Annotated in this window: 33 protein-coding genes, 1 tRNA gene and 1 pseudogene; 23 read left to right on the top strand and 12 right to left on the bottom strand. The window is 67.3% G+C overall.

Annotated features, from left to right (window positions below):
* The first annotated feature begins 2 nt into the window (after positions 1-2).
* The 13 genes from L1066_RS24805 to L1066_RS24860 all read left to right on the top strand — a co-directional run bounded on the left by L1066_RS24805 (position 3) and on the right by L1066_RS24860 (position 9,321).
* Positions 3-1,070, top strand: a complete 1,068-nt coding sequence (locus L1066_RS24805) for a tape measure protein (RefSeq protein WP_235739002.1) — start codon at positions 3-5, stop codon at positions 1,068-1,070.
* Positions 1,067-2,527 (top strand): phage tail protein, encoded by a 1,461-nt coding sequence (locus L1066_RS24810; RefSeq protein ID WP_235739003.1) that lies wholly within the window; start codon positions 1,067-1,069, stop codon positions 2,525-2,527. The genes L1066_RS24805 and L1066_RS24810 overlap by 4 nt, the downstream gene beginning before the upstream one ends.
* Positions 2,524-4,248: a hypothetical protein gene (locus L1066_RS24815; protein WP_235739004.1), complete on the top strand. Its 1,725-nt coding sequence runs from the start codon at positions 2,524-2,526 to the stop codon at positions 4,246-4,248. Before L1066_RS24810 ends, L1066_RS24815 begins: the two co-directional genes overlap by 4 nt.
* Positions 4,245-5,267: a hypothetical protein gene (locus L1066_RS24820; protein ID WP_235739005.1), complete on the top strand. Its 1,023-nt coding sequence runs from the start codon at positions 4,245-4,247 to the stop codon at positions 5,265-5,267. The genes L1066_RS24815 and L1066_RS24820 overlap by 4 nt, the downstream gene beginning before the upstream one ends.
* Before the next feature lie 220 nt (positions 5,268-5,487).
* On the top strand, positions 5,488-6,066 hold the full coding sequence (locus tag L1066_RS26265) for a hypothetical protein (RefSeq protein ID WP_249225507.1): 579 nt from the start codon (positions 5,488-5,490) through the stop codon (positions 6,064-6,066).
* The gene (locus L1066_RS24830) at positions 6,066-6,431 is read left to right on the top strand and encodes a hypothetical protein (RefSeq protein WP_235739006.1); all 366 of its coding nucleotides are present in this window, start codon (positions 6,066-6,068) and stop codon (positions 6,429-6,431) included. Before L1066_RS26265 ends, L1066_RS24830 begins: the two co-directional genes overlap by 1 nt.
* Entirely contained in the window at positions 6,428-7,045 is a 618-nt protein-coding gene (locus L1066_RS27305; protein WP_283095612.1) for a collagen-like domain-containing protein, read from the top strand. Before L1066_RS24830 ends, L1066_RS27305 begins: the two co-directional genes overlap by 4 nt.
* Positions 7,042-7,761 carry a hypothetical protein gene (locus tag L1066_RS24840; RefSeq protein WP_235739007.1) on the top strand — a complete coding sequence of 240 codons (720 nt, stop codon included), beginning with the start codon at positions 7,042-7,044 and terminating at the stop codon, positions 7,759-7,761. Before L1066_RS27305 ends, L1066_RS24840 begins: the two co-directional genes overlap by 4 nt.
* Positions 7,758-7,880 (top strand): hypothetical protein, encoded by a 123-nt coding sequence (locus L1066_RS27310; RefSeq protein WP_283095613.1) that lies wholly within the window; start codon positions 7,758-7,760, stop codon positions 7,878-7,880. Before L1066_RS24840 ends, L1066_RS27310 begins: the two co-directional genes overlap by 4 nt.
* Positions 7,877-8,155: a hypothetical protein gene (locus L1066_RS24845; protein ID WP_235739008.1), complete on the top strand. Its 279-nt coding sequence runs from the start codon at positions 7,877-7,879 to the stop codon at positions 8,153-8,155. The genes L1066_RS27310 and L1066_RS24845 overlap by 4 nt, the downstream gene beginning before the upstream one ends.
* A 70-nt stretch (positions 8,156-8,225) precedes the next feature.
* Positions 8,226-8,864 (top strand): hypothetical protein, encoded by a 639-nt coding sequence (locus L1066_RS24850; protein WP_235739009.1) that lies wholly within the window; start codon positions 8,226-8,228, stop codon positions 8,862-8,864.
* Positions 8,864-9,067, top strand: a complete 204-nt coding sequence (locus tag L1066_RS24855) for a phage holin (protein ID WP_235739010.1) — start codon at positions 8,864-8,866, stop codon at positions 9,065-9,067. Before L1066_RS24850 ends, L1066_RS24855 begins: the two co-directional genes overlap by 1 nt.
* Positions 9,067-9,321: a hypothetical protein gene (locus L1066_RS24860; protein WP_235739011.1), complete on the top strand. Its 255-nt coding sequence runs from the start codon at positions 9,067-9,069 to the stop codon at positions 9,319-9,321. The genes L1066_RS24855 and L1066_RS24860 overlap by 1 nt, the downstream gene beginning before the upstream one ends.
* A 51-nt stretch (positions 9,322-9,372) precedes the next feature.
* On the opposite strand, the gene L1066_RS24865 is transcribed toward L1066_RS24860, so the two are convergent.
* Together L1066_RS24865 and L1066_RS24870 are read right to left on the bottom strand one after the other, a co-directional pair.
* Positions 9,373-9,567, bottom strand: coding sequence for a hypothetical protein (locus L1066_RS24865; protein WP_235739012.1), 195 nt, complete (start codon positions 9,565-9,567; stop codon positions 9,373-9,375).
* Positions 9,564-9,728 carry a hypothetical protein gene (locus L1066_RS24870; RefSeq protein ID WP_235739013.1) on the bottom strand — a complete coding sequence of 55 codons (165 nt, stop codon included), beginning with the start codon at positions 9,726-9,728 and terminating at the stop codon, positions 9,564-9,566. Before L1066_RS24870 ends, L1066_RS24865 begins: the two co-directional genes overlap by 4 nt.
* Before the next feature lie 355 nt (positions 9,729-10,083).
* Here L1066_RS24870 and L1066_RS24875 point away from each other — a divergent pair, with 355 nt between their 5' ends.
* Positions 10,084-10,341, top strand: a complete 258-nt coding sequence (locus tag L1066_RS24875; RefSeq protein ID WP_235739014.1) for a helix-turn-helix domain-containing protein — start codon at positions 10,084-10,086, stop codon at positions 10,339-10,341.
* Here the strand turns inward: L1066_RS24875 and L1066_RS24880 are convergent.
* A complete protein-coding gene (locus L1066_RS24880) occupies positions 10,338-10,775 on the bottom strand; it encodes a hypothetical protein (RefSeq protein ID WP_235739015.1) in 438 nt (145 codons plus the stop codon). The genes L1066_RS24875 and L1066_RS24880 overlap by 4 nt on opposite strands.
* 52 nt (positions 10,776-10,827) lie before the next feature.
* Here L1066_RS24880 and L1066_RS24885 point away from each other — a divergent pair, with 52 nt between their 5' ends.
* Complete coding sequence (locus L1066_RS24885) at positions 10,828-11,052, top strand: DUF3263 domain-containing protein (protein WP_235739016.1); 225 nt, start codon at positions 10,828-10,830, stop codon at positions 11,050-11,052.
* A 4-nt stretch (positions 11,053-11,056) separates the two neighbouring features.
* Here L1066_RS24885 and L1066_RS24890 read toward each other — a convergent pair.
* The 3 genes and pseudogenes from L1066_RS24890 to L1066_RS24900 form a co-directional block, all read right to left on the bottom strand.
* Positions 11,057-11,133: transfer RNA gene (locus L1066_RS24890), tRNA-Ile, on the bottom strand.
* Positions 11,134-11,338: 205 nt separating this feature from the next.
* Positions 11,339-12,156 (bottom strand): annotated as a pseudogene (locus L1066_RS24895) (PIG-L deacetylase family protein).
* A 166-nt stretch (positions 12,157-12,322) separates the two neighbouring features.
* Positions 12,323-13,969: a sigma-54-dependent Fis family transcriptional regulator gene (locus L1066_RS24900; protein ID WP_235739017.1), complete on the bottom strand. Its 1,647-nt coding sequence runs from the start codon at positions 13,967-13,969 to the stop codon at positions 12,323-12,325.
* Positions 13,970-14,107: 138 nt separating this feature from the next.
* Here L1066_RS24900 and L1066_RS24905 point away from each other — a divergent pair, with 138 nt between their 5' ends.
* The 4 genes from L1066_RS24905 (at position 14,108) to L1066_RS24920 (ending at position 17,117) form a co-directional block, all read left to right on the top strand.
* Positions 14,108-14,638, top strand: coding sequence for an alcohol dehydrogenase catalytic domain-containing protein (locus L1066_RS24905; RefSeq protein ID WP_235739018.1), 531 nt, complete (start codon positions 14,108-14,110; stop codon positions 14,636-14,638).
* A complete protein-coding gene (locus L1066_RS24910) occupies positions 14,635-15,222 on the top strand; it encodes a zinc-binding dehydrogenase (RefSeq protein ID WP_235739019.1) in 588 nt (195 codons plus the stop codon). The genes L1066_RS24905 and L1066_RS24910 overlap by 4 nt, the downstream gene beginning before the upstream one ends.
* 13 nt (positions 15,223-15,235) lie before the next feature.
* Positions 15,236-16,165 (top strand): AAA family ATPase, encoded by a 930-nt coding sequence (locus L1066_RS24915; protein WP_235739020.1) that lies wholly within the window; start codon positions 15,236-15,238, stop codon positions 16,163-16,165.
* Between the two features lie 130 nt (positions 16,166-16,295).
* Positions 16,296-17,117 carry a vWA domain-containing protein gene (locus L1066_RS24920; RefSeq protein WP_235739021.1) on the top strand — a complete coding sequence of 274 codons (822 nt, stop codon included), beginning with the start codon at positions 16,296-16,298 and terminating at the stop codon, positions 17,115-17,117.
* 41 nt (positions 17,118-17,158) lie between these two features.
* Here the strand turns inward: L1066_RS24920 and L1066_RS24925 are convergent, their stop codons facing one another.
* The 4 genes from L1066_RS24925 to L1066_RS24940 form a co-directional block, all read right to left on the bottom strand.
* Complete coding sequence (locus L1066_RS24925; RefSeq protein ID WP_235739022.1) at positions 17,159-18,793, bottom strand: AMP-binding protein; 1,635 nt, start codon at positions 18,791-18,793, stop codon at positions 17,159-17,161.
* A gap of 118 nt (positions 18,794-18,911) precedes the next feature.
* Entirely contained in the window at positions 18,912-20,399 is a 1,488-nt protein-coding gene (locus L1066_RS24930; protein ID WP_235739023.1) for an aldehyde dehydrogenase family protein, read from the bottom strand.
* 188 nt (positions 20,400-20,587) lie between these two features.
* Positions 20,588-21,304, bottom strand: coding sequence for a prevent-host-death protein (locus L1066_RS24935; RefSeq protein WP_235739024.1), 717 nt, complete (start codon positions 21,302-21,304; stop codon positions 20,588-20,590).
* 64 nt (positions 21,305-21,368) lie between these two features.
* The gene (locus tag L1066_RS24940) at positions 21,369-22,373 is read right to left on the bottom strand and encodes a helix-turn-helix domain-containing protein (protein WP_235739025.1); all 1,005 of its coding nucleotides are present in this window, start codon (positions 22,371-22,373) and stop codon (positions 21,369-21,371) included.
* Between the two features lie 343 nt (positions 22,374-22,716).
* Here L1066_RS24940 and L1066_RS24945 point away from each other — a divergent pair, with 343 nt between their 5' ends.
* The 4 genes from L1066_RS24945 (at position 22,717) to L1066_RS24960 (ending at position 24,170) form a co-directional block, all read left to right on the top strand.
* On the top strand, positions 22,717-22,947 hold the full coding sequence (locus tag L1066_RS24945) for a hypothetical protein (RefSeq protein WP_235739026.1): 231 nt from the start codon (positions 22,717-22,719) through the stop codon (positions 22,945-22,947).
* Positions 22,947-23,087 carry a hypothetical protein gene (locus tag L1066_RS24950; protein ID WP_235739027.1) on the top strand — a complete coding sequence of 47 codons (141 nt, stop codon included), beginning with the start codon at positions 22,947-22,949 and terminating at the stop codon, positions 23,085-23,087. The genes L1066_RS24945 and L1066_RS24950 overlap by 1 nt, the downstream gene beginning before the upstream one ends.
* A gap of 68 nt (positions 23,088-23,155) precedes the next feature.
* The gene (locus tag L1066_RS24955) at positions 23,156-23,938 is read left to right on the top strand and encodes a tyrosine-type recombinase/integrase (RefSeq protein WP_235739028.1); all 783 of its coding nucleotides are present in this window, start codon (positions 23,156-23,158) and stop codon (positions 23,936-23,938) included.
* Between the two features lie 10 nt (positions 23,939-23,948).
* The gene (locus L1066_RS24960) at positions 23,949-24,170 is read left to right on the top strand and encodes a hypothetical protein (protein WP_235739029.1); all 222 of its coding nucleotides are present in this window, start codon (positions 23,949-23,951) and stop codon (positions 24,168-24,170) included.
* Positions 24,171-24,235: 65 nt separating this feature from the next.
* Here the strand turns inward: L1066_RS24960 and L1066_RS24965 are convergent, their stop codons facing one another.
* Positions 24,236-24,859, bottom strand: a complete 624-nt coding sequence (locus L1066_RS24965; RefSeq protein WP_235739030.1) for a hypothetical protein — start codon at positions 24,857-24,859, stop codon at positions 24,236-24,238.
* Positions 24,856-25,179, bottom strand: a complete 324-nt coding sequence (locus L1066_RS24970; protein WP_235739031.1) for a hypothetical protein — start codon at positions 25,177-25,179, stop codon at positions 24,856-24,858. The genes L1066_RS24965 and L1066_RS24970 overlap by 4 nt, the downstream gene beginning before the upstream one ends.
* Positions 25,180-25,185: the final 6 nt, after the last annotated feature.

Here is a 25,185-nt window from a genome sequence, read left to right on the forward strand (position 1 = left end):
GCATGGCGGAGGTCGCCTCGGCATTCGTGTCGCTCATGCCCTCGGCTCGAGGGTTCGGCAAGGAAGCCGAGTCTCAAGTCTCTGGCGAGATGAAGAAGTCCGGCAGCCGTGTCGGGAAGTTCTTCTCGGGGGCACTGAAGAAGACCGCAGTCGGGGCCATGGCTGCCGTCGGCGCGACCGCTGGCGTGGCGCTCTTCAAGGGCTTCGGCCGACTGAAGGGCATCGAGGAGGCCCAGGCGAAGCTGACGGGTCTTGGCCACTCGGCGAAGTCGGTCGACAAGATCATGAACTCCGCGCTGGCGTCCGTGAAGGGCACGGCGTTCGGTCTAGATGAGGCGGCCACGGTTGCGGCCTCTGCTGTCGCCGCCGGCGTTGAGCCGGGCAAGGCACTGCAGCGCACCCTGACCCTCGTCGGCGACGCGGCCACCATCGCGGGGACCGACATGGGTTCGATGGGCGCGATCTTCAACAAGGTCGCGGCGTCCAACAAGCTGCAGATGGACTCGGTCAATCAGCTGCACGACGCCGGCATTCCGGCGCTGCAACTGGTGGCAAAGCAGCTCGGCGTCACCGCAGAAGAGGCCAGCAAGATGGCCTCGGAGGGCAAGGTTGACTTCGCGACCTTCCAAAAGGCCATGCAGAAGGGCCTCGGTGGCGCTGCCCAGGAGTCCGGGAAGACTTTCTCGGGATCGCTCGCCAATATGCAGGCCGCTCTCGGCCGCCTCGGCGCCAACGTCCTTCAGGGCGTGTTCGGGAAGATGCCGGCCCTATTCACCAAAGTTGGCACGTCGCTTGACAAGCTCGGCCCTCTCGCCACGAGGGCCGGGGAGCTGCTCGGCGATGGGATGACCCGAGCGGGCAAGGCTGTCGCGCCATTGGCCCAGCAACTCGGTGGCTCCCTGCGACGGGCAGCGGCTCAGGCGACAGCAGTGATCAAGGGGATTGACTGGTCGCCTCTGGTGCGAATTGGCGAGTCCGTTCGCCGCGACCTGATTCCCGCCCTGATCTCGTTCGGCAAGGTGGTCGCCAAGAACGTGGGAGCGGCACTCAAGGCCGTCGCCCCCCGATGATCGCCCTCGGCCTAGTGGTCGCAGAGCAGGTAGTCCCGGCTATCGCGGCGATCTTCAGCAAGGCCGTGGAGTTCGAAGGCGTCCTGGTTCCGCTTGCTGCCGCCCTCGGCGCCGGGGTCCTTGCCTTCAAGGCGTATGCGCTTGCCGTCGCTGCAGTCGCTGCCGTTCAAAAGATCTGGCTCGGCGTGCAGGTGGCGCTCAATGTCGCGCTGACTGCGAACCCGATCGGACTCGTCGTGGCGGCGCTGGCGGCGCTGGCCGTGGGGCTGGTCGTTGCATACAAGCGGTCGGAGACGTTCAGGAACATCGTCAATGGCGTCTTTGCCAAGGTTCGCGCTGCTGCTCAGGCGTTTGCCAGCGGCGCCAAGAAGGCATTCCAGACCGTCGTCTCTGCGCTCGACGCCATGCAGGATGGTGTGTCGCGCGGAGTCAGCGCCATCCTCGGCTGGTTCCGTCAGCTTCCGGGGCAGATCCTCGGGGCGCTGGGTGGGCTTGGCGGCCTGCTGCGCAAGGCTGGCGCCTCCGTCATCGACGGCTTCCTCGGCGGCATGAAGAAGGCGTGGGGCGGTCTTGTCTCGTGGGTCGGCGGGCTCGGCACTCGGATCCGGGGTGTCATTGGAGATCTCGGGCGGCTTCTCTATGACATCGGCGTGGGCATCATGGACGGCCTGCTGTCCGGCATCAAGGCGGGCTGGGGGAAGGTCTCCAGCTTCGCCGGAAGTGTCGCCGGAGAGGTCAAGGGGATCTTCAAGGGCGACTTCAAGATCAACTCTCCCGCCAAGCTCATCATCCCGATCGGCATGTCGGTCATCGAGGGCCTTCAGGTGGGCATGGTCACTCAGGCCAAGAAGTTGACCAAGACCACGAGCTCGATCACCAAGGGCGTCAAGAAGTTCTTCACGACCGATATCAAGAAGATCGGTCCGGCGATGGTCAAGTCGATGAAGTCGATGCTGAAGTCGCTGCAGCAGCAGCTGAACAAGGCGACGAAGAGGGTCGACCTGTTCAAGTCGATCCGCGATCAGGTGAAGTCGGCGTTCGCGCCGGACCTGTTCTCGGGGTCGTTGAAGGACTTCCTGTCCGGTGTCGGGACGCAGCTCGCCGGCAACAAGGCGGTTCTGGCGGCGTTCCCGAAGTTGCTGAAGAAGGGGCTGAAGGGCGACTTCCTGACGGCGCTCATGGGGTCGGGGAACACCCAGCTGATCCTCGGGCTCGCTGGCGCTGACTCATCCGCGCTTAAGGGCCTGCAGTCGGACTGGAACGAGATGAACTCGATCGCCGGGAAGCTCGGGACGAACGTCGCGCAGACCCAGGTGGGCTCGTCGCTGAAGTCGCTCGAGAAGAAGGCGGACAAGCTCAACAGCCTCGTCGAGAAGCTCGACAAGCGCATCGGCAAGGCGGTCGGGAACGAACTCAACAAGGGTGCTCGCAAGGGGAAGAAGGCGAAGAAGAAGTGACGCATGTCGACCTCAAGCCCCGTCTGACATGGGGCGACGTGGAGATCACGGACGTTCCGTTTGGGCTGATCTTCGGCTCCAATTTCGGCGTCGGCGAGAACCTGTACGAGATCATCGAATCCGAGCTGTTCGACGGCTCGGTGGTCACCTCGGACTTCACCGAGAATCGAACGCTGGCATTCGAGATCGGCATCTTGGACGAGCCCGACATGGCTGGCCTGGAGTTGGCTGGCGCGCGCCTCGAGCGAGAGGCCGAGAAGCAGCGCAGCCTGATCACCTTCGATCCGGGCGACGGCGCCGGTACGCCGTGGGCCGTGGAGACGTATCGCGCGAAGCTGGAGTTCAACCGCACCGACGAGTTCGAGGGCGCGCTGATCCGGGTCTACTCGGTGGAGATGCAGGCGCACCCGCACGTGCGCTCCGTCGAGGAGATCGTGATCCCGGCGATCGGCGCGGGCTCCGGGGTGCCTTCGGTCCGCGTGACGCTGCAGGATCCGTCCACGTGGACGGCCACGGCCGGCGGGTCGAGTCAGTCCGTGTCGACCACGGACGACGGCACGGGGATCGCCGTGTCATCGGGGGTCGGTCCGATCGTCCTGACCCGGACTGCGTCGGTGAGCTTCATCGGCACGCCCTATCTTCATGTGGACTACTCCTGCCCGGCCGAGCATGCGCACGGACTGCGGGTGGCTACTCCGGGCGAACAGCTGACCCCGGTCGGAGACCCGATCGCGATCGGCGCAACCCGCTGGCGTCGGATCTATGCGCTCGCCGTGCCGGCGACAACTCCCGCCATTCAGTTCGCGCTCGGTTCGTCAGCAGAGTCTGCCCCGTCCATGCTGCGCATCTCGGGCCTGGTCCGCTCCAATGACCCTGCCCTCTTCGCTGGCACGTCGCGACAGCTCTTCCAGAAGTTCCCGACCCACGGAACCGCGCGCACTGCCGGCAACCTGCACATTCGTCACGAGAACCCGCTGGGCGAAGTACTGCTGCACACCTGGCCCGACGACGGCTCTGGGCACAATCCGTCCTGCCGGTCAAGGATCGCCAGCGGCCCCAGTTCGCCGGCCGACCCGACGGCGGCCTCGGGTTTCAGGACGCCGCTGAGCGCCGTGAATCCCCTCGCATTCCACATCCCGATTCAGCAGTTGCCTCCGGGCAAGTACCGCCTGTTCGCGCGCATGAAGGCCGCCACCGCCGGCGAAGCCCTCTTCGAGGTGACCGCAGGTACGGCCGGTCTCGACATTGGCGACTTCGGCGTCGAGCAGTGGCAGCCGCCGGTGAAGATCGGCACCAGCTATTCGCTGGTCGAGCTCGGCTCGGCGATGCTTCCGACCGCCCGCGCAGCGAAGGGATCGGAACTCACGTCGGTGATCGTGCTGGACGTACTCAGCGACTTCGAGACGTCGACGATCCAGTTCGATGACCTCTATCTGCTGAATGCCTCGACTGGCGCCACGGTGATCCTTCCCGGTGGCACCCACACTCAGGTCTTCGTGGGAGCTCCAACCATCGAGCACCCGTTCCCGTCTCTGATGATCGGCACGAAGGCGGACAAGTCCGATGCTGTCGCGATCGAGGCTGCGGCCAAGGTCTGGGAGTCCAACCCCTGGCCGCCCGGATTCATGAACGTCTTCTCGGTCTGCGGCCAGCCGAACGCTGCGGTCTCGCCTTCCTACTTTCCGCGCTTCCTGCACAACGCGTACGAGGTCGCAGGGTGATCCCGCAGGCCCGTCCGATGCTGAAGGTCGGCGGAACCTGGGTGATCGCGCATGCGCACTACGACGACATCGAGGTGGGCAATCGGCGGGCGGGCGGCAACTACTCATTGTCGTGGCAGATGAATCTGCGCTCCGGGGATCGTCCGACATGGATGCCTCCGAGCGCCCCGGTGGAGTTGCACGCCGGCGGAAAGTGCTGGACCGGCACACTGGGCGATTCCGACTGGGACTCAGGATCGTTCACCGCGGACGGTCTGTGCCGCCAGGCAGAGTTGGCGGCGGCCCTCGACTTCCTCGACGAGCCAACCAACAACCTCGGCGTCGCCCTTGCTGCCGCGCAAAGTCGGGGCGCGGTCGCCTTCTCGACCACGGAAGCGCTGGGCTCCCTGCCGGGCGATGCGCTCGAGGCAAACTCCCTGTCGAGCCTCTTCGACCAGTGGTGCTTGGAGTCCAGCCTCCATTGGGGCGTCGGCGCAGATGGCCTGATGCGCACTTCCACCACCGACCCGGAAGCTCCTTCGCTGTGGGTGCTGCCCGGCATCGTCGACCTCCCGGCCTCGTCGCTATTGGAGGCCGACACCGTGGTCGCGCAGTACATCTCCCCTACGCTCACGATGCCGAAGGTGATCGCGACCACGGGGACACGCCGCCGCGAGCGGCTGGTCGACCTCCGAGACATCGGGGTGATGGATGCGGCTCGCGCGCAGGGCATCGCCAACGAGATCCTGCGCCGCGGCGGAGGCGGCCTGCCTCGCTTCACCTCCGGCTTCGAGGTCTCCCCGGGCCAGGTGGTCAATCAGGGCGGCCGTGCGGTCGACCTGAGCGACATCCGTGCCGACGCGACGGTCCGCATCCACGGGTGCGAGGACCCGCGCACCGGCACGCCGTGGACCGATATCGCGATCGGGGAGACGTCGTGGCGCCCGATGCAGCGCACGATCCAGATCAACCCAGTCGACCTCGATGCCAGCGACTTCACGGCGATCGTCGAGGAGCTCGGCGGAACGGTGGTGTTCTGATGGCCTACCGGAACCGGCCGAACCCATATACGGCAGGAGGCCCCCCGGCCCCCAAGGCCCCACCGGGCCACCTGGGCCAACCGGCCCCCCAGGGCCTACGGGTCCCACCGGCCCTCAGGGCCTCACGGGTCCGGCAGGTCCCACCGGCCCTCAGGGCCTCACGGGTCCGGGAGGGCCCACGGGACCCCAAGGCCCGACTGGCACCGCAGCCACGGTCGCCGTGGGCACCACCACGACAGGCCCACCCGGTACGAACGCATCGGTCACGCAGAGTGGCACCCCGCAGGCTCGCACGTTCAACTTCACGATCCCGCGCGGCGACCAAGGGGTCCAAGGTCCGACCGGACCCGCCGGCGGCACGATCCTGGGCGGCGCCAAGCTCTACTACAGCGGGTCACAGCCGATCCCCAACGCCACTTTCACTCGTGTCAACCGCACCGCCCAGAAGTACATGGTCGCGGGGTCGGTCACCCTCGGCACGGGCATGACAGCGGTCCTGCAGACGGCGGGCTGGTGGGACGTCAGCGCCGCCCTGTCGTTCGCCGGCAACGCGGGCGGTCGCCGGATCATGGTCGTCGAAATGTGGACTGGCACCGATCCCGGCATCGGCAACGCCACCACCCTCATCCGCGCCGAGGGTGCTCCCGGCGTCTCGTCCTTCGTGGCGTTGAACGGCTCCACCTCCGAAGAGCTGGCCGCCGGCACCAACCTCCGCTTGCTCGCCTACCAGAACGCCGTCTCCTCCCTCGACCTCTCGCCCAACGCTCCGACCGAACTGGTTGTGAAAAGGATTATCTGATGGCAGACGAGCCCGGCGGCTGGGAGCTCCACCGCGCAGTCAAGAAGATGGGCGAGGACCTCACCACCGGCCTCGCGCAACTCAACCAACGGCTCGACCGACTGGTGTCTACCGACGCGTTCAACGCCGAGCAGCGGCGTGTGGATGACCGGCTGAAAGACCTTGCTGATGACATCGCTGGGGAGCGAGCAGCACGGGTCGCAGCGCAGGAGACCGAACGGTCTGAGCGCAAGGAGGGCGACAAGGCGCAGCAGGCGACGCTGGACAAGCTGACCACCAATCTCCGGTGGGTGGCCGCGTCGATCATCCTGCCGATCGCGCTCTTCGTCGCCACGCTGCTGATGAACATGCGAGGCGAGTCATGAGGCAAGTCGTCAAGTGGTCCCTCGTCGTGCTGACGCTGGCCCTGGTCGGTGTCGGGCTGGCGTATGCACTGGCCCAGGGCGAGACGAATCGCGACCGGTTAGACAAGGCGCAGGAGCGTTCCGAGGCACGTGGTGCCGAGGTGGCGGAACTGCGCGAGCTCGTCGACGAGGCAAACCGTCGACTGCGCCGAGCCGGGAAGCAGCCCGTGAAGGCCGATGACCTCCCTGCGGGTATCGACCGGCCGAACCTGATGCAGGGCCCCCGCGGGCCGATGGGTCCGCAGGGGCCTCAGGGGGCACGCGGGCCGAAGGGAACTAAGGGCGACGACGGCACCAACGGCACCAGCGGACAGGACGGCAGCACCGGCGCGACGGGCGACACCGGGCCGACTGGATCGCAGGGTCCGGCCGGACCACAGGGCGAGCGCGGGGAGGTTGGACCTCGAGGTGAGGTCGGTCCCATCGGCCCCGCCGGGCCTCAGGGTCCAGCTGGTGAGCCGGGCGACGTCCTTGCTCCGTCCTCTGCCGAGTGTCCCGAAGGGCAGTTCGTCTTCCGTGTCTACGTCGGCGCGGACGGCAAGATCAGTGCCGCGTGCCGGGCGCTGCTGCCATGAGGCTCATCCACGCATCCGGCCGCTACGACCGCAAGGTGCGGATCCGCCGCAAGACTGCGAAGGCTCAGCGCGGCCGGTCGTCACTGATCTCCCGCACCGAGTCGACCACGGCCACCGTCTTCCGCACCCGAGCGTTCGCCGCCCTCCGCCGACCGGGCAAGGCGGCGCGCGGTGACTGCACGATCGAGCACCGCCGCAAGAGGTGGAAGCGGCTGTCTGCCCGCGTGGTCCTCGTGTCCAAGTCCTACCGTCTCGGTCGTCGCTGCTGGGTGCTCGTGGCCCGGATGCGCAGGCGCTCGGACGGCTATCCGCTGACGGTCATCACCGCGCACCTCCCCGCGTCTGTCGAGGGCCAGGTGGCACGACTGGCGCGCCGGATGCCGGTGACGCTGGACAAGCAGGGTGCGGCGTGGGTGGAGGCTGCGCGCGGGCTGCGTCGGGTGATCGAGGAGGAGCGGCGCCGTCGCCCCAACGCCGTGCTGGTCGTGACGGCCGACTGGAACATCAACCTGCGCAGCAAGGTGCAGCGCGACTACCTCCAGTCGCTCCTCGGCGACACGGTCACCCTCGCCAAGCCCGACCGTCCATGGGCGGACTTCCCCGGCACCCACGGCCGCCGCGTCATCGACTGGGGCGCCTGCTCGGAACCGTCCGTCGTACGACCCGAGCCGCGCACTGCCGCGTCAGATCATCGGCCGATCCGGGTGGTCTGGTGACCACCCTCGCCGCAGCACTCGCCCTCGCTGGCGCCTACGTGCTCTGGCGTACCGACCCCGACACCCGGCGCTGGTACCTCACCCTCGCCGCCGACGTGATCCTCAGGAGGACCCCGTGAAATTCCGCAAGAAGCCCGTCGAGATCGAAGCCACGCGCGTCACCCCGGAGAACGTCCAGGAGGTCGCCGCATGGTGTGGCGGCCGCGTCGTCAGCGAGGCCAAGCCGAGCGACCCGACTGACGTGTACACCGCGCTCGACATCCCGACCCTCGAAGGAGTCATGCGCGCCGAGACGTACCACGGGGGCGACTGGATCATCCGCGGCGTGAAGGGCGAGTTCTACCCCTGCAAGCCCGACATCTTCGAGGCGACGTACGAGCGGGTGGAGTCATGAAGCACTGCCCCTACTGCCGCGCCCCCGGGTTCGACGGGGACTGCAACGAGTGCGGATACGGAGACGAGTCGTGAGTTGGCGAATGGCGCGCAGCCTCGACACCGCGCTGGCCGAGGTGAACGCCGCCGCCCCCAAGCGATCCAAGGCGAGTGACGGCGGGATCGGGGACGCGGCCCACGCGACCCGCGACTCCGACCACAACCCGTGGATCAAGGACGCCAGCGGCACCGGCGTCGTCCGCGCCCGGGACTTCACCCACGATCCCGCGGGCGGCTTCGACGCCGACGCCTTCGCCGAGCACGTCGCCTCACTGCTCGGCAAGCACCCCGCGCTCGGCACCGGGGCCTACGTGATCTGGGACTGGCTGATCATCTCTACCGCCCGTCTCCGCGAGGGCTGGCGCCCCTACTCGGGCAGCAATGGCCACACCAAGCACTGCCACGTCTCGGTCGGGACGTCTGGCTACGACAGCACACAGACCTGGGGCTGGCCCCCGCAAGAGAAGGAGTGGTTCGAGATGGCGACCAAGGAAGAGTTGCGCACCGTGGTGCGCGAGGAGATCAAGAAGCACTTCGACCGCGAGAAGGCGCGGGATCAGCGGGAGAAGGCGCGGGATAAGAAGCGACACCAGAAGGTGATGGCGCTGCTCAAGGGCACGAGCGTCGACGTGGCTGCGATCGAGGCCGCGCTCACTGAGGAGGAGGCGTGATGTCGAAGCCCACCATCTCCCCCGCCGTCCGCGACCGGCTGTACCCGGTGGCCCTCGCTGCCGTGGCCCTGCTCGGCGGTTACGGCCTGATCGCCGACGAGATGATCCCGCTGTGGGTGTCTCTCGTCGCCGCGATCCTCGGCACCGGTGTCGCCACGGTGTACCGGCCCGCGAAGACGCTGTCTCAGGACGGAGACGGCTGATGGCCTACGAGCACGTCTCCACACTCGCCCACGACGGCAACCTCCGCGAGCGACTCGTCGCAGCCGCCGCACTGGAGGGCATCACCCAGCCTGAGGCATGGGTCGACGACCGCCGATGGGAGTTCGCCGCGCAGCCCGGCTGGGCAGACGCCTACGCCTCCGCGATCGCCAGCCACATCGACATGCCCGGACTCCGCGCCAACGTCATCAGCGACGCGCAGATCCTCAGCGCGGTGCAGGCACTCAACACGTAACCCCGCCGCGCCTCACGGCCCCCGTCGCCCTCGTGGCGGCGGGGGCTCTCGTCATTTCTCGAGGAGGCGGTAGACCGTCACCCGCGACACGTTGCCGAGTCGTGCCATCTGCGCAATGGGCACCTCGTCGCGGGCGCTCTGCATCACCGCGGCAAGCTCAGCGAGCGCATCCTCGCGCGCCCGGTCCGCCTCGGCGTACCGGGCACCAGCCGCCTCGAGGCGAGTGCGGATGTCGGCTTCGCTCACGACTGCGCCCGCTGCGCCTCGACGACAGCCCACCCTGTCGCGAGCGCCCAAGCTGCCCATAGTGGCCAGGGCAGCCCGGCCGTCGACGCCAGCACGGCGAGCACGCCGCCAGCCACGACCGACGCCTGAACGCCTCGGTCCACCATCAGTCTGTGCAACATGTGCGTCTCCTGTCTTCGTCGGAGGTGTCACAATGGGGTCCGGCCCCGGAGTAGTTATCGGCTTCTCCGGGGCCTTTCCTCATTCTCGGCGGTGCCGCCCCCGCTTCTTGCGGGCCTGTCTGATCTGGATGATCTGCAGGACGATCATGATCGCCGCGAGCACTTCCGATGTGGAGACTTTCAGCCCCACCACCTCCTCTCTGCTGTTGTGATTACAAGTATACGGTCGAGAGACCCGATGTGTCAACATGTCTACGCTTCTGTGGTTCGGAAACTTGTCACCCACATGACAAGATCCACCGCGATCCAGCGTCACCCCTTGCCCACGCCCACGACGACAGGCACCCTGCACCCCATGAGCCCGGACCCCAGCCCTCTCACCATCCAGATCGGCGCCCGCTTCCGCGCCATCCGCCACGCCACCGGACTCTCACAGGACAAGTACGCCAAGCATCTCGGCGTGCACTTCAGCCTCATCGGGCACATCGAACGCGGCACCCGCAACCTCACACTCCAGACGATCGAGCGGCTCGCCGAGAGAATGGGGGTCACCACCGACGACCTCCTCTGTGGGCACTGGGAGGACGAGAGCCCGCGCCGTCCCAAGGTCTAGAGCGCCCGCACCCGATCCCCCGCCACCCACTCCACCCGCACCCCCAGATACTCACTCACCGGCTGCCAGCACGCCCACACCACCAAGCACTCCCGCGACCCCTCCACTCGATTGACCGGCCGCCAGTCCACCAGCAGCCCCAGTCCACCATCGCGCTCACTCGTGCCACCCCTGACATGCACGTGCACCGCCGACTCCTCACCTGCCCAGGGCCGCACGTGATACCCGTGCTGCCACCCCTGCTCCACCGCGCCCCGAGACACCGAGATCACCCACGCCTGCCAGCCACCCCGCGGACCCGGCATCCGCCGCCACATCACGACCAGACCAGGGCGCGCCGGCAGGCTCCCGCCCGTGACATCCACCCACACGTGCCGCGGCTCAGTCAGGCGACCGGGCCACGACGACAGCGGCGTGGTGGAGTCGAGGGGCATGCTCAATTAGAACATGTGTTCGAGTGTCGGGACCCCTGTGCACACTGCGCCCATGACCGACGAGGAACGCACCGCACTGGAGATCGCAGGCCAATACTGGCGCTACCAAGGCGCCAAGGCCGCGCACATCCTCGAGGTGCTCGGCTGGTCAGCGGTCCGACATGCGCAGGTGGTGGCAGCGCTCATCGAGAGGGCAGACGTGGAAGCCGAGGAGCCGATGCTGGTCAGGCGGTTGAGGAGGGTGCGGGATGGGCGGCGGGCAGTGCGGGCGAGGTGAAACTTGGTAGGCCGTGTGGGACTTGAACCCACGACTAAGGGGTTATGAGTCCCTTGCTCTAACCGGCTGAGCTAACGGCCCTCGGGGCAGAATGCTAACGGCGACCCCCTGTAGGCCCTCTGCGACCCCCGGGATCTTGCCTCATCGTTTGGCTTACGTATAGGCTGACGATTCATCTAGCCTGAGCGTCGATTCTGGGACCTAGTGGAAGATTATGAGTCTCCTGCTCTGACCAACTGAGCTACCGGCCCTTGACCAGCAGAACCCTATCCAACCCGGATCCGGCTCACTCGCCCCAGCCCATGGGGAAGACCTCGAACGACGTCGCGAACTTCGTGCCGAGGCGGACGCCCGTCTGCCGGGCGCCTCCCGCGAGGAACTCCTCAGGGTCCCAGTTCTCCCAGCCGAGGCCGTCGATGTAGGCGCGATGGGCTGTCAACGAGGCCACACCGGCGTCGAAGGTCTCGGTGATGTCGACGGCGTGAGTCGACAAGGGTGATGCGGCAGCCCACACCTCGCGTACGCCGCCCCACGGCTCGAGGCCCTCCGTCAGCTGCTCCGGGAAGATCCACCGGTTGCCCGCATCGCGCACGGCGTCGACCGTCGCTCGCCCGACGGCGATGTGGTCAGCCTGATTGAGGTTGCGTCCGCCCCAGGTCTCGCGGAAGTTGTTGGTGATGACGATGTCGGGACGGTGGCGCCGGACCTCTTCGGCTATGAGGCGACGCAGTGCCACTGTCGGCTCGAGGATGCCGTCCGGCTGGCCGAGGAAGTCGACCACGTCGACCCCGACGATGCGTCCGGATTCGATCTGCTCGGCCTCGCGGACGCTTCGGCACTCCCCGGGTGCATGCCGTCGATGCCGGCCTCACCGCTGGTCACCATGCAGTAGATGACGCTCTTTCCCTGTCCTGTCCACCGGGCCACCGCGGCGGCAGCGCCGAACTCCATGTCATCAGGATGGGCGACCACGCAGAGCGCCGTCTGCCAGGTTTCGTCGACCGGCTCGAACTTCTCGTTCTGGCTGTCCATGCGACCGAGCATGGCAGAAGACGGCCAGGTCGGGAATGGGTGAGGGTGTCCGCCTCGTTCGGCGCGCCCCATGCGGTGCCGAACGCGGGAGGGCGGACACCCCAACGCCGGAGAAGGGAGGGAGGGAGGTTTTCTCCGGCGCCATTTCCCTGCCCAGCCAACGATTCGGCGGAGGGCAGGTTATGTCGATCCTCCAGAAAGCGGCGTGACGCGCCTTGCTGGTCCAGACCGCCGCAAGTCAGCAGTTGGCGATGCGGAGCTGTCGGATCCGCGTGTAGAGCGTCGTACGCGACATGCCGAGCTCGCGCGCCGCCTGCACCTTGTTGCCGTCGAAGGCGCGGAGCGCGGCCACGATGGCATCACGCTCGGCCCGTTCCCGAGTGGTGAGCGAGTGAACGGGACTGGCGACCCGGTACTGTTCGGGCAGGTCGCTCAGGGCGATTCCGCCCCACGAACGGCGACCGGCCGCGAACGTGATGACGGCCTTGAGCTCACGCAGGTTGCCCGGCCAGTCATGCGCCGTGAGAGCGCGAATGACACCGGGCGTCAGGTGCACGGAATCGTTCGCCGCGACCTCGGCGAGCATCGAGACCGCCAGGTTCGGGATCTCGGAGCGCCGTGATGCCAGAGTCGTCAGTTCGTCGCGAACGATCGCGGTGCCGGCCAGGTTGGCGGCCCTGCCGGTGAGTGTCTCGACCGGGCCCGAGGTGAAGATCAGCTGAGGTCGCGATCGCCGGTCGACCCTGTCGATGACGAGATCGAGCAGCTCATCCGACAGCAAGTCAATGCCTTCGACCACCACACAACCACCTGAACGGCGCATCGCAGCCTCGAACTCCTGTGCCCAGACAGCCTTTCCCTCGAGCAGTGCCGTCGCGGCGTGGAGCACCTTGGCGGGCAGGGCTCCGAGCTCCCGCGCACGGGTCGATCGCCCGGTGCCGGACGGCCCGCACACCAGGGTCGGAGCGGACGCACTCTCCGGCACCTTGACCGGAATCATCGTCGGAGTGAGGTGCGGCCCGGAGGCCCGCTCAACCACTCGAAGCAGGACGCCGCGCCGTGCGCCCGGCACCCGCGTGACGGTGACGTCCGCGGCCCGTCCGGTCTCGAGGGTCAGCCGCAGACCCCGGTCAGCCCTGCTCGGAGGGTCTTCACCGAGCACGCGGAGAAGCGCGATGTCGGACGAACTGAGCATGTCCGAGGCGGTCTGGTTGCTCATCACGATGTCCTCGCCGATGGCCAGGACGGCGTGCTTGGTGCGCCCCGACGCCTCCTGGAAGGCGGCCAGCAGGCTCTTCTCGGAGATCCGGCTGCCGTCGAGGAGACGCTGCTCGATGTCATGCACGGCCCGGGCGATCAGCGGCGGGAGCAGCGGGCTCGCCGTGTCGACCAGCGCCGAGATGTCGAGGACCCCCTCGATCCGGCGCGTGAGCGGGTGTCGGATCGGGTGCCCGTAGCAGCTGAAGTGCCGCAAGGACTCCAGGAAGTGTTCCGCCCCGTGGATCAGGACGGGGTGACGCGTCTCGAAGACGGTGCCGAGTCCATTGGTGCCGATGGTCTCCTCGAGCATGCTGGCGCCTTCACGGATGTTGAGCTCGTTGAGACGCTCGCGTGTCTGTGGGTCGTCGTCCCAACGCCTGACGATGCGGCACTCGCGGTCTCCCAGGATCGTCGAGAAGCCGGTGCCGGCAAGGCTCGCCTCCAACTGGTCGAGAACCGGCCCCGCGCCCACCAAGAGCGATCCGCTGTGGTCGATGTCCGTCGGGACCAGTCGCTCGAAGGCGTCGCTGTGCTCGACGCCGGCCAAGCTCGCCCGGCGCCAAGAAGCAGCGATGTCCGGGCGCGCACCGGGGGCCTCGTCGTACTTCCTCGCCCGCTGCGCCATGGGTTTCCTTCGAGATCCGATGTGTCCGCCGTCACAAACAATGATGCACCCACGCCCGAGAATTGTTTGTCCAGTTCTTGAACAGCTGCCTCTGGTGACCGGTGCCACGCTGAAGGGACCCAAGCCCGAGGAGACCCCATGAAGACCCAGGCAGCAGTAGTCGTCGAGACCGGCAAGCCGATCGAGATTCAAGAACTCACCCTCGACAAGCCTCGCGAGGGAGAGGTGCTGATCCAATACACCCACGCCGGCCTGTGTCACTCCGACGTACACATCGCGCACGGCGACCTCGAGGCACGGCTGCCCATGGTGCTCGGGCACGAAGGCGCGGGAATCATCCAGGAGGTCGGCCCCGGCGTCACGCGCGTCAAGGTCGGTGACCACGTGGTCTGCTCCTTCATCCCCAACTGCGGCTCCTGTCGCTACTGCGCCAACGGCCAGCAGTCGATCTGCGACATGGGTGCGACGATCCTCGAGGGCTACCTGCCCGGCGAGCGGTTCCCGATCACCGGTCCCCTCGGCGACTACGGCGCAATGTGCATGCTCGGGACGTTCAGCCAGTACGGCGTCATCCACCAGAACTCCTGCGTCAAGGTCGACGACGACCTGCCCCTCGAGAAGGCCGTGCTCGTCGGCTGCGGCGTCCCCACTGGCTGGGGGCTGCGGTGAACACCGCGAACGTGAAGGCCGGCGAGACCGTGATGGTCGTCGGCGTCGGCGGCATCGGCATCAACGCCGTGCAGGGTGCCCGGCTGGCCGGCGCGAAGAACATCATCGCGATCGACCCGCTGGAGAACAAGCGGGAGAAGGCGATGGAACTGGGCGCGACGCACAGCTTCGCCAGTACCGACGAGGCCATGGAGACGCTCACCGACATGACCCGCGGGCAGATGGCCGATTCGGCGATCCTGACCCCGGGCCTGATGACCTCCGAGATCGTCGCCGGCGGCTTCAACGCGGTCGGCAAGGGCGGCGTCGTGGTGCTCACCGGCCTCAACAAGCTCGAGGAGCAGAACATCGAGCTGCCGGGCTCGATCATGACCCTCTTCCGCAAGTCCCTGAAGGGCAGCCTCTTCGGCGACTGCAACCCGACGGTCGACATTCCGCGAATCCTCGGGCTCTACCAGAGCGGCGACATCAAGCTCGACGAGATCATCACCAGGACCTACACGCTCGATCAGGTCAACGAGGGGTACGACGACCTGCTCGCTGGCAAGAACGTCCGTGGCGTCGTCATCCACAGCCACGACTGACGGCGTCGGAATCGTGACACAGGCGTCCTCCGTCGGACCGGCCAGCCGAGGCGGTCCGACGGAGGTCATCCAACGTGCCGCCGAGGCAGAGCTCCTTGAGGCAGCGCTGCTCAGCGGCGCCCATGTGCTGCTCGAGGGTCCGCCCGGCACCGGCAAGTCGACGTTGCTACGCCGCGTCGCGTCGGCTCGACACATCCCGTTCGTGATGGTCGAGGGCAACGCGGAGCTCACACCTTCGCGTCTCATCGGCCACTTCGACCCGGCCCTCGTGCTCAGCAAGGGCTACGTTCCGGAGATCTTCGAGGACGGTCCGCTGCTGGAGGCGCTTCGCACCGGCGGACTCCTCTATGTCGAGGAGCTCAACCGGATCCCCGAGGAGACCCTCAACGTCCTGTTGACCGCAATGTCCGAGCTCGAGATCAACGTGCCCCGCCTCGGTCGAGTCGCGGCCGCTGCGGGATTCGCCTTGGTCGCCGCGATGAACCCCTTCGACGCGGTCGGCACCGCGCGGGTGTCGGGCGCGTTGTACGACCGCACCTGCCGGATCTCGATGGACTACCAGAGCGCAGAGGCCGAGCAGGCGATCGTCGACCTGCGCACGGACGGGCTCGACCCGCAGTGGCGCGCCAAGGTCGTCGAGCTCGTCCGGAGCACACGCGAGCATGAGGACATCCGCTTCGGATCGTCGGTGCGAGGCGCCATCGACGTCGCCCGACTCGCGGTCGAGCTGGCCAGGATGCGGAGTACGCCGACCGACGACTGGCATGTCGGACTCGCAGCGGCCAGGGTGTCACTCTCGGGACGGATTCGTCTCCAGGACGCGTGCGACCGCACCCCTGAGCAGGTGATCACCGACCTCTACGTCGACGTCTTCGGTGCTGAACCGGTCGCTCCGGAGGACCACTCCGATTCCGATCCCGAGGGGTCGCCGGGGGAACCCTGAGCCCGCCTCCCGGGGCGGGCTCAACACCCCCACCCAGCAAACCTGAGTCGCGCCAGCGCCGGTCGGCGCCACGCACCACAGGGCGCGCTGAGCTGGCCAAGAACCCGAAGTTCGCCGAGCTCTCCCCGAGGTGGGCGAGCTCGACCTCGAAGCACTCGACGACGCCCTCCGCAGCGACCCTGACGACACCCTGACGCTGCTCGTGGAGATGTCACACGCGACCGACGAGCACCTCAGGGACGCCGTACGGCGACTCGCGCCGCGACTGATCCTCGACCAGACCCGACGCGGCATTCCTCGCAGCCGCGGTGTCTCGAAGCGCCGGACCGTACCGGCACACCGCGGGGGCGACCTTGACCTCGACAAGTCGATGGACGCGATCGTCGGAGCTCGCGCCGAGGCCCGGATGCCGTCCCTTGAGGAGATGTCCGCCGCCGACTGGGCCCGGCCGGAGTTGGCCCTGTGCCTGGTCATCGACCAGTCCGGATCCATGAATGGTGCGCAGCTGACCACCGCCGCAGTCGCCGGCGCGGCGTGCCTGACGTTCGCGCCCGAGGAACACACGGTGCTTGCGTTTGCCGCCACCACCACGCCGCTCAAGCGGCTCTCCGACGCGCCCGCGACCACGCGGACCATCGAACGGATCCTGTCGCTGCGTGGCCATGGCACGACCGGGCTCGCCGGGGCACTGCGCGAGGCCAAGGTCCAGTTGGCCGGCGCCCGGGCCCGGCGCCGCGTCGTCCTGCTTCTCTCGGACTGTCGGGTCACCGACGAGATCGACGCCACCCCGGCGGCCCGGGCCATCGACGAGCTCGTGATCCTGGCGCCAGCTGACGATGACGATGAAGCGCGGCGCTTGGCCCGGGACGCAGGCGCCCGGGTGGCAGCCATCGGGTCGGTCCTCGACGTGCCTGCCGCCCTCAACCGAATGATCGCCGACGACCGTCCGTGACGACCCGTCAGGGGCAGCGCTGCGGTCGTGTCAGGCGCGCGCTACTGGACCAGTCCGAGCTTCGCGGCTGTTTGCTCCCGCATCTCTGCCTTGCGCACCTTCCCGGTGACCGTCATCGGGTAGTCGTCAACGATCTCGACATAGCGAGGCACCTTGTAGTGCGCGAGCTTTCCGGCGCAGAACTGCCTGAGCGAGTCGGCGGTGATCGCTTCGGAGCCGACGCGCAGCCGGATCCAGGCGCACAACTCCTCCCCATACTTGGGGTCCGGCACGCCGATCACCTGCGCGTCGAGGATGTCGGGGTGCGTATAGAGGAACTCCTCGACCTCACGGGGATAGATGTTCTCGCCGCCGCGGATCACCATGTCCTTGATCCGCCCGCTGATCCGCACGTACCCGGATTCGTCCATCACGCCGATGTCGCCGGTTCGCATCCACCCATCCTCAATCGCCTCGGCGGTCAGGTCGGGTTGCGCCCAATAGCCAAGCATCACCGAGTAGCCCCTTGTCATCAGTTCTCCCGGCTCTCCGCGCGGCTGGGTCTCCCCGGTGACGGGGTCGACGATCTTGATCTCCAGGTGGGGCCCGACGCGTCCCACCGTGCCGACCTTGCGTTCGAACGTCTCATCGGTGCGAGTCTGCGTCGACACCGGTGACGTCTCCGTCATGCCATAACAGATGGTGACCTCCTCGATGCCCGCTGCAATCAGCTTCTTCAACTGCTCGGCGGGACAGGGAGATCCGGCCATGATTCCCGTGCGCAGGCTTGACAGGTCGTAGTCCGTGAAGTTCGGCAGCGCCCACTCCGCGATGAACATGGTGGGTACGCCGTAGAGGCTGGTGCACTTCTCGTCCTGGACGGCCTGCAGGGTGAGCGCCGGATCGAACCCGGGGGCCGGGATCACCATGCAGGCACCTGACGAGGTGCACGCGAGGTTGCCCATCACCATCCCGAAGCAGTGATAGAAGGGCACCGGGATGCACACGCGATCGGCCTCTGTGTAGCGGCACAGTTGCCCGACGAAGAATCCGTTGTTGAGGATGTTGCGGTGCGAAAGTGTTGCGCCTTTGGGGAATCCCGTGGTGCCCGATGTGTACTGGATGTTGATCGGGTCATTTCTGTCGAGGTCCCTCTGCGCCATCGCGAGCTCCTCGGCGCTGACCTCCTCGGCCCGCTCCAGGACGGCGTCCCACTCGGGCGTGCCGAAGTAGGTCGCCTCGGTCAACGCGGGACAGTCGCCACGCACCTCCTCGACCATCGAGCGGTAGTTGCTTGCCTTGAACGCTTCCACCGCGAACAGTCGCGAGATGCCTGCTTGGTTGAGCACGTACTTCAGCTCGTGCGCGCGGTACGCCGGGTTGATGGTGACCAGAATGGCGCCGACCTTCGCCGTGGCGAACTGCACGAGCACCCACTCGCTGCGATTCGGGGCCCAGATGCCAACTCGCTCGCCCTTCTTCACCCCCGCGGCGAGGAGTGCTCGCGCCAGCCGGTCCACGTCAGCCAGCAGTTGTGCATATGTCCACCGCTTGCCCTGCCCGACATCGATCAGCGCCTCCCGGTCGCCGAAACGGGCGACCGTTGCGTCGAGATTGTCGCCGATCGTCGTCTCGATCAGCGGAGGGTCGGCCTCGCCCCGAGTGTGGGAGAGGGTGGAATCCAGGGCGTCGGACATGATTGCCTCCTGACATCAGTGGTTTGGGCCCAGCACGTGCCGGGTCCGCGAGTGAGCGCTGGAGCGGGCATCGGCCCGGCTGCGGCCGGGCCGGTGCCCCCTTCGCGCCGCCGTCTGCTCAGAGGGCGATGTTGACGGCCTTGACCTGGGTGTAGAGCTCGATCGCCTCGGCGCCCAGTTCGCGGCCCCAGCCCGACTGGCCGTACCCGCCGAAGGGCAGGCCGGCGTCGAACGCGTGGTAGGTGTTGATCCACACCTGGCCGGCCTTGAGGCGTGCGGCCACGCGGTGCGCTCGGCTCAGGTCCTTCGTCCACAGACCGGCTGCCAGACCGTACACGGTGTCGTTGGCGGCATCGATCACGTCGTCCTCATCGGTGAACGGCAGCACGACCGCGACTGGACCGAAGATCTCCTCGCGCACGATCGACATGTCCGGCGTCGCGTCGACGAACACGGTGGGCTCCACGTAGTAGCCGGACCCACCGACGCGTTCACCACCGACGAGGGCGCGTGCCCCGGCTGCCTTGCCCGCCTCCAGGTATCCCGTGACCCGGTCGAGCTGCTCCAGGGAGACCAGCGGCGTGATCGCCGACTCGGGATCGGAGCCCGGCCCCACCTTGAGCAGCGCAACGGCCTCGGCGAGGGCTTGGGAGAACTCGTCGTAGACGTCGGCGTGGACGTAGACCCGCGTGCCAGCCTCACAAGCCTGCCCGGAGTTGAACGTGAACCCCATGATGGTGCCGGCAACAGCCGCAGGAATGTCGGCGTCGGCAAAGATGATGTTCGGCGACTTGCCGCCCAACTCGAGCGACACCTTCTTCAAGTTGCCCCGCGCGGCCTCGACGATGAGCTTGCCCACCTCGGTGGAACCGGTGAAGGCAATCTTGTCGACATCGTCGTGGCTGGAGAGCGCTGCGCCAGCCTCACCGTCACCGGTGACGATGTTGACCACTCCCGCGGGCACTCCGGCCTCCATGAGGATCTCGCCGAGCAACAGCGCCGACAACGGGGTCTGCTCGGCAGGCTTCAAGACGACCACGTTCCCGGTCGCCAGGGCCGGAGCGATCTTCCACGCGGCCATGAGGATGGGGAAGTTCCACGGAATGATCTGGCCGCAGACACCGACTGGCTCCCGGCGCGTGTAGGCGTGGAACTCCTGACTCGGGTCCGCGAGCAGCATCGAGGGGCTGTTCGTGGTTCCAGTCAACTTCGTCGGCCATCCGGCGTAGTAACGGAAGCACTCCGCAGCGAACCGAACGTCCACCGCCGTGGCGATGCCGACGGACTTGCCGTTGTCCAAGGACTCGAGCTCGCCCAGATCCTCGGCATAGGTGTCCATGAGATCGGCGATGCGCCAGATGAGCTTCTCCCGCTGGTTCGGGCGCATGGCACTCCAGTCACCGGCATCGAAGACGCGCCTGGCGGCAGCGACCGCGAGGTCGATGTCCTCCCCGCTTCCGAAGGGGACGGCAGCCAGCACCTCCCCAGTTGCCGGGTTGTGGGTGTCGAACGTCTGTCCCGATCGAGCGGCGACCCATTCGCCGTCGATGAGCATGCGGATCGGGGAGTTGAGGAATTCCTTGACCTTGGCAGATGTGACGGGCACGGCTGGCTCCTTTGGTGAACGACGAGACGCAGCTCACGCTAGGCAGGCAGGGCGACTGTGGGTGTTCAGTCTCTGGACAATCCGAGCGCCCGACGAGGTCTTGCCCGGCGCCGAACCCCTTCACCACGTGCTCCACATCGAGCGGGCGGAGTACAGCCGGACGGTTCTTCCCCTTCCACCGGCTGTGCCTACCGGGGACCATCAACCGACGGACGACGGCGTCGCTGAGGACGACGCACCGCATCAGCCAGAAGCTCTGCTGCCAGTTCCATGTCCTCCATGGCGATGTCGGCGCCCCCTGCACTCCGGATCAACCGAAGGGCCTGATCTCGGCGGCGCACCATCCACAGATCGACGTGCAACGCAATGTCCTGGGCGACGCTGTCGGCGACTCCGGCGAGCTGCGCGAGCCCAGCCGATCGGGTGGCGTCATCGAAGGTGATCCTGATGATGTCGAGCAGGTCGGTGCCCTGCTTCTCGTCACTCCTGTTCATCACGGCCTGAAGCTTCATCGCGATGAGCGGACCCGGCTCGGCCACTCGGGCAACAACTTCGGTCCGCTGCCCGTCGAGGCCCACGACCTCAAGGACCATCTCGGTAGCCGAATCACTCGCCCAGGCATGTGAGGAAGCGTGGAGGCGATCCCCGGGATCGTCGCTGGGCTCGTCGATCTCGATCTGGCGCACCTCAAGGACGTCGACCTTGACCGGTCCGAACCGCGTTGGCAGGAGCACTGCTGCTGGCTCGATCGAGGTTGCACCGATTGCCGCCCTCAGCACCTCCAGGTGCGGCGCCTTCCCGTGCGAGCGATCAACGACGTCAAGGTCGACGGTTGCCCGATACGGGTTCGAGAGGCGGGCGAGGACGGCAAGACCGCCCACGATGACCGGGGTGTCACCGATCACTTCTCGGACCTGGGAAACACCCTCAACCACTGCCACCATGGCATCACCAAAGAAGGTGACACGGCTACCAGACACGCTCCCCATCACCTTCCGGTCGCCAAGCCTGCAGGATCTCCCGACCGCGACCGACATCTTGGGCAAGATCCAAGGCCACGAACAAGGGATGTGCCAGAGGCCACGGCAACGTGCCAACCGGCGCAGAACGGAGGGCGGTCACACTCGGCACCGGGGCCACCCGGATGCTGGCGGCGGCGTTGGCTGCGGTTTCGGTCGTCCCGAGCAGGCGAACGGCTCGGTGCAGGGCCGACTCGTCCGGGACATAGAAGTCCAGGGCCTGTCCGGCACGGTAGGCGACTGGTGCCCCGTATCCGACGGCGGCCGACGTGTCAGTGAGGGCCCAGCCCACCGCAGCGTCGGGGTCCAGTCCCAGCCGCAACGCCCGCGTCGTCACGTCGTCATGTGGTTCCAGAGCGTTCGCGAGGTAGGTGCGCGTGGCGGGCCATCGTTCGGCCACCCGCCAGAACAGTGCGGTGTCAGTGACCTCGTTGCGTTCATCAATGAGCCCATCGGTCCGCAGCGCAGTCAGGACCTGCGAGACGGTGCTGGGCGAGCGACCCAGCTGGCGCGCAAGCGCCCGCACCGCCACGGGTTCCCCGGGCGAGAGCAACAAGCTGGTGGCGACCTCCAGACCGACCTTGCCCGCCAGTGCTTGTGAGCGACCGTGCTTGGATCTCACTGTGGGTACGTCCGCGCTGACGACCAGACCCTGAGTCTTCAGAGCCAAGTGTCCACGAAGGTCGAGATATCCCGCCCCGGACGCCAGCAGCTTCCGCCGGGCCGCCTCGGTGACCCGCTCACCGACCAGCAACAGGACCCCAGCACCCTGCTCGGCTGCCAGCAAACGTTCCGCTGCCTGCTCATCGACGAGCGAGCGCCACCTCACGCGAACCGGAATGCTGAGCCCGGCGGGCTCGATGACGATGTCGGCCAAGCCCTCGAGAGCAGGCGACAGACCCACCTCCACCCCCAACGCGGCGAAGGCGTCCTGGGTAAGTGCTTCGAGCTCCATGGGCCGATGATCCCACCAGTTCGGTGTTCGATCAATACCGAACACCGAACACTTGACGCGTGCTTCCACCACGCATTCATCCAGAGTCAATACGTTGCCCTCGCGCCGACCGCCCAAGGGCATCTCGCCCGCCGCCGTCTACCGGACAAGTCAGGAGGCTGGCACACCACCTGCTAAGCCATTCCTGCCGGAGGGTCGACCTAGTGTCGGCCGCGCCAGCCACATCTCCTCGACCTCGTCCGCCCATTGGCGGAGCGGAACTCGCGTGAACGATGCATGTCCGATGCAATGGACATGAGAAACGGCCTGTGAACTGCGGAATGCAGTTCACAGGCCGTTTCTCATGGCTCCCCGGTTGGACTCGAACCAACAACCCTCCGGTTATCTGTCTCCCCTGGTCAGCGGCCCACGGTGCGTCTACTGCGGCACGCCCGGGATGCCGATCTGCTCGGACTGCTCGCAGCGCTACGAACTCGACGAGGACGACGCGTGCTGGTGCCCGGATGAGGCCCCGGTGCATCACCCGGCCTGCCCGGACCGCCTCACCCGCTTCGACGTCGAGCTGGTGGCGTGATGGCTGAGGTGGAGCAGGTCGGCGCCGCGTGGCGCTGGTGGTGCGGCCCGTGCCTTGAGCACTCGCCGCTGCTCTATGCATCGGCGGCGGAGGCTGCCTCGCAGGCCGACAACCACGACGGTCAGTCGTGGCACGGGTAGGGGCGAGTTCGGTCACAGTCGAACGGTTCGGGGCGCAGGCCCCGGGCCGTTCGTCTATCTCGGGGGACATGGGATGGAACATCGCACTGGAGCAGTACGCAACGGCACAGCGGGCAGCGGGGCGCGCCAAGGGCACGATCCGGCTGCACCGGCACTACCTGACCGGCCTCGCGGAGGTGGTGACAGCGCCGTGGCGGGCCACCGCCGTCGAGCTGCTCGAGTTCATGGGCCGCGAGGAGTGGCAGCCGGAGACCAGGAAGAGCGCGAGGTCGTCGGTGCGGGGGTTCTACCGGTGGGGCCACGGCATGGGGTACGTCGAGCACGATCCCTCGGACCGGCTGCCGAGCGTAACCGTGCCTGCCTCGGTGGCTCGGCCGACGCCGGAGCACCTGGTCAAGGTGCTCGCGGCGCGCTCGGACCGGCTCGGGTTCATGGCGATGCTCGCGGCCTACTGCGGGCTGCGGGCCGGGGAGATCGCGAGGCTGCATTCATCGTGGCTGGTCGGTGACAGCTTGGTGATCCCGGGCAAGGGCGGCAAGGAGCGAGCAGTGCCGGTGGTGCACCGCGGCTTGCTGGTGCGACTGCGGAAGGTCGAGGGGTGGGCGTTCCCCAACGGCCAGGGAAGCCACCTGTCCCCCGGCCATGTGTCGCGGCTGCTGTCCGAGGCGATGCCGGAGGACTGGACCGCCCACACGTTGCGCCACCGTTGCGCGTCGACGGCCTACGCCGGGACGAGGGACATGTTCGCGGTGCAGGAACTGCTGGGCCACTCCCGGCCCGAGACCACCCGCCGCTACGTCCGGTTGCCCGATGATGCCGTTCGCGCAGCGGTCGCGGCCGCGTCGGCATAAGGTGCAGTCCGTGAGCGAAACGAAGTCATCGACAGAGACGCTATGGGTCTTGTGGTTCACCGCGGGGATCCTCGCGGCCTTCGGTGTGGCGCTGATGGCAGCAGCGCCAACCGAGAGCAGTACCGCGATGGCCCTAGCCGGATGGACGCTTACCAGTCTCGCGTCAGTAATCGGGGCGGTCGCAGTCATTGGCACCGGCGTACTCATCGGCATCAACTCGGCTCGCCGCTAGCCCCTCAACAGACGAATCCCCACCCCTCTAGACCCGGGGTGGGGATTCTCTCGTTGATCTTGAGTTTACGCCTCGTCGGCGAGGGCGGCCTCTACGGCTGCGGCGGTGGCTGCTGGAGCGCCCTTGAGGGCAGCCATGACCTTCTGGTGGCGCTTCTTGTCGCGGGCCTTCTCCCGGGCGTCGCGGGCCTTCTCCTTTTCGAAGCGCTTGTCGAGCTCGGTGCCGATGACGTCGCGGAGGTCTTCCTTGGTGGCCATGTCGAACCAGTCCTTCGGGGTGGTGGGTGTGGTGGTGGGTTGGTAGACGGTGTGGCCGTTGAGGTCTTCGGTCCAGCCGAGGAGTTGGCCTCCCCATCGGCGGGTGATCTCGTCTATGGGGACCTCGTCAATCAGCCCTTTACGGCGGATGTCGTTGGACAGGCACATCCCTCCTCCGGTGCTCAGGGCGACGTGGTCGGCCACTGACGGGAGTTCCCAGAAGACGGGAACCCCGGCCGGGATGGAGGCAGCGTTGGCCGTCTTGTGGCGGCGTTGGGCGTTGTCCCAGGCCTTTCCGGCGTCGGGCCAGCGGGCGGGGACGCCGAAGGCGGAGCGGACGTAGACGAGGCACCACCGGTACCACCCTCGGGTGGGGTGTCTGATCTGGGCGCGGCCCCAGGCGATCGCGTCGGTGCCGGTGCGGGCGGTCATGCGTGGTTACCGCGCACTTCGCGGTCGGCGTCGAGTTGGTCGCGCACCTTGGGGTCAATGAGGTGCTCCCCGAGGACGTCAGCGACACCCGCACGGATCTTGGCGTCCATGCGTCCGTTGGCGAGGTCGTCCACCGTGCGCTTGGTCTGCTCACCTCGGAGCATGCTGGCGGCTTGGACGGTGAGCATGGAGACGACGCCGACGAGGACGCCGACGCTCTCGGGGTCAGAGCCCAAGGCGACGAGTGCGCCGATGGTGATCAGCGCGGTGCAGGCCACGACGGTGGCGCAGATGATGAGGACCGGGGAGGTGGTCTTCATGAGGGG

Source organism: Nocardioides alcanivorans (assembly GCF_021555175.1).
Taxonomy (GTDB): Bacteria; Actinomycetota; Actinomycetes; order Propionibacteriales; family Nocardioidaceae; genus Nocardioides; species Nocardioides alcanivorans.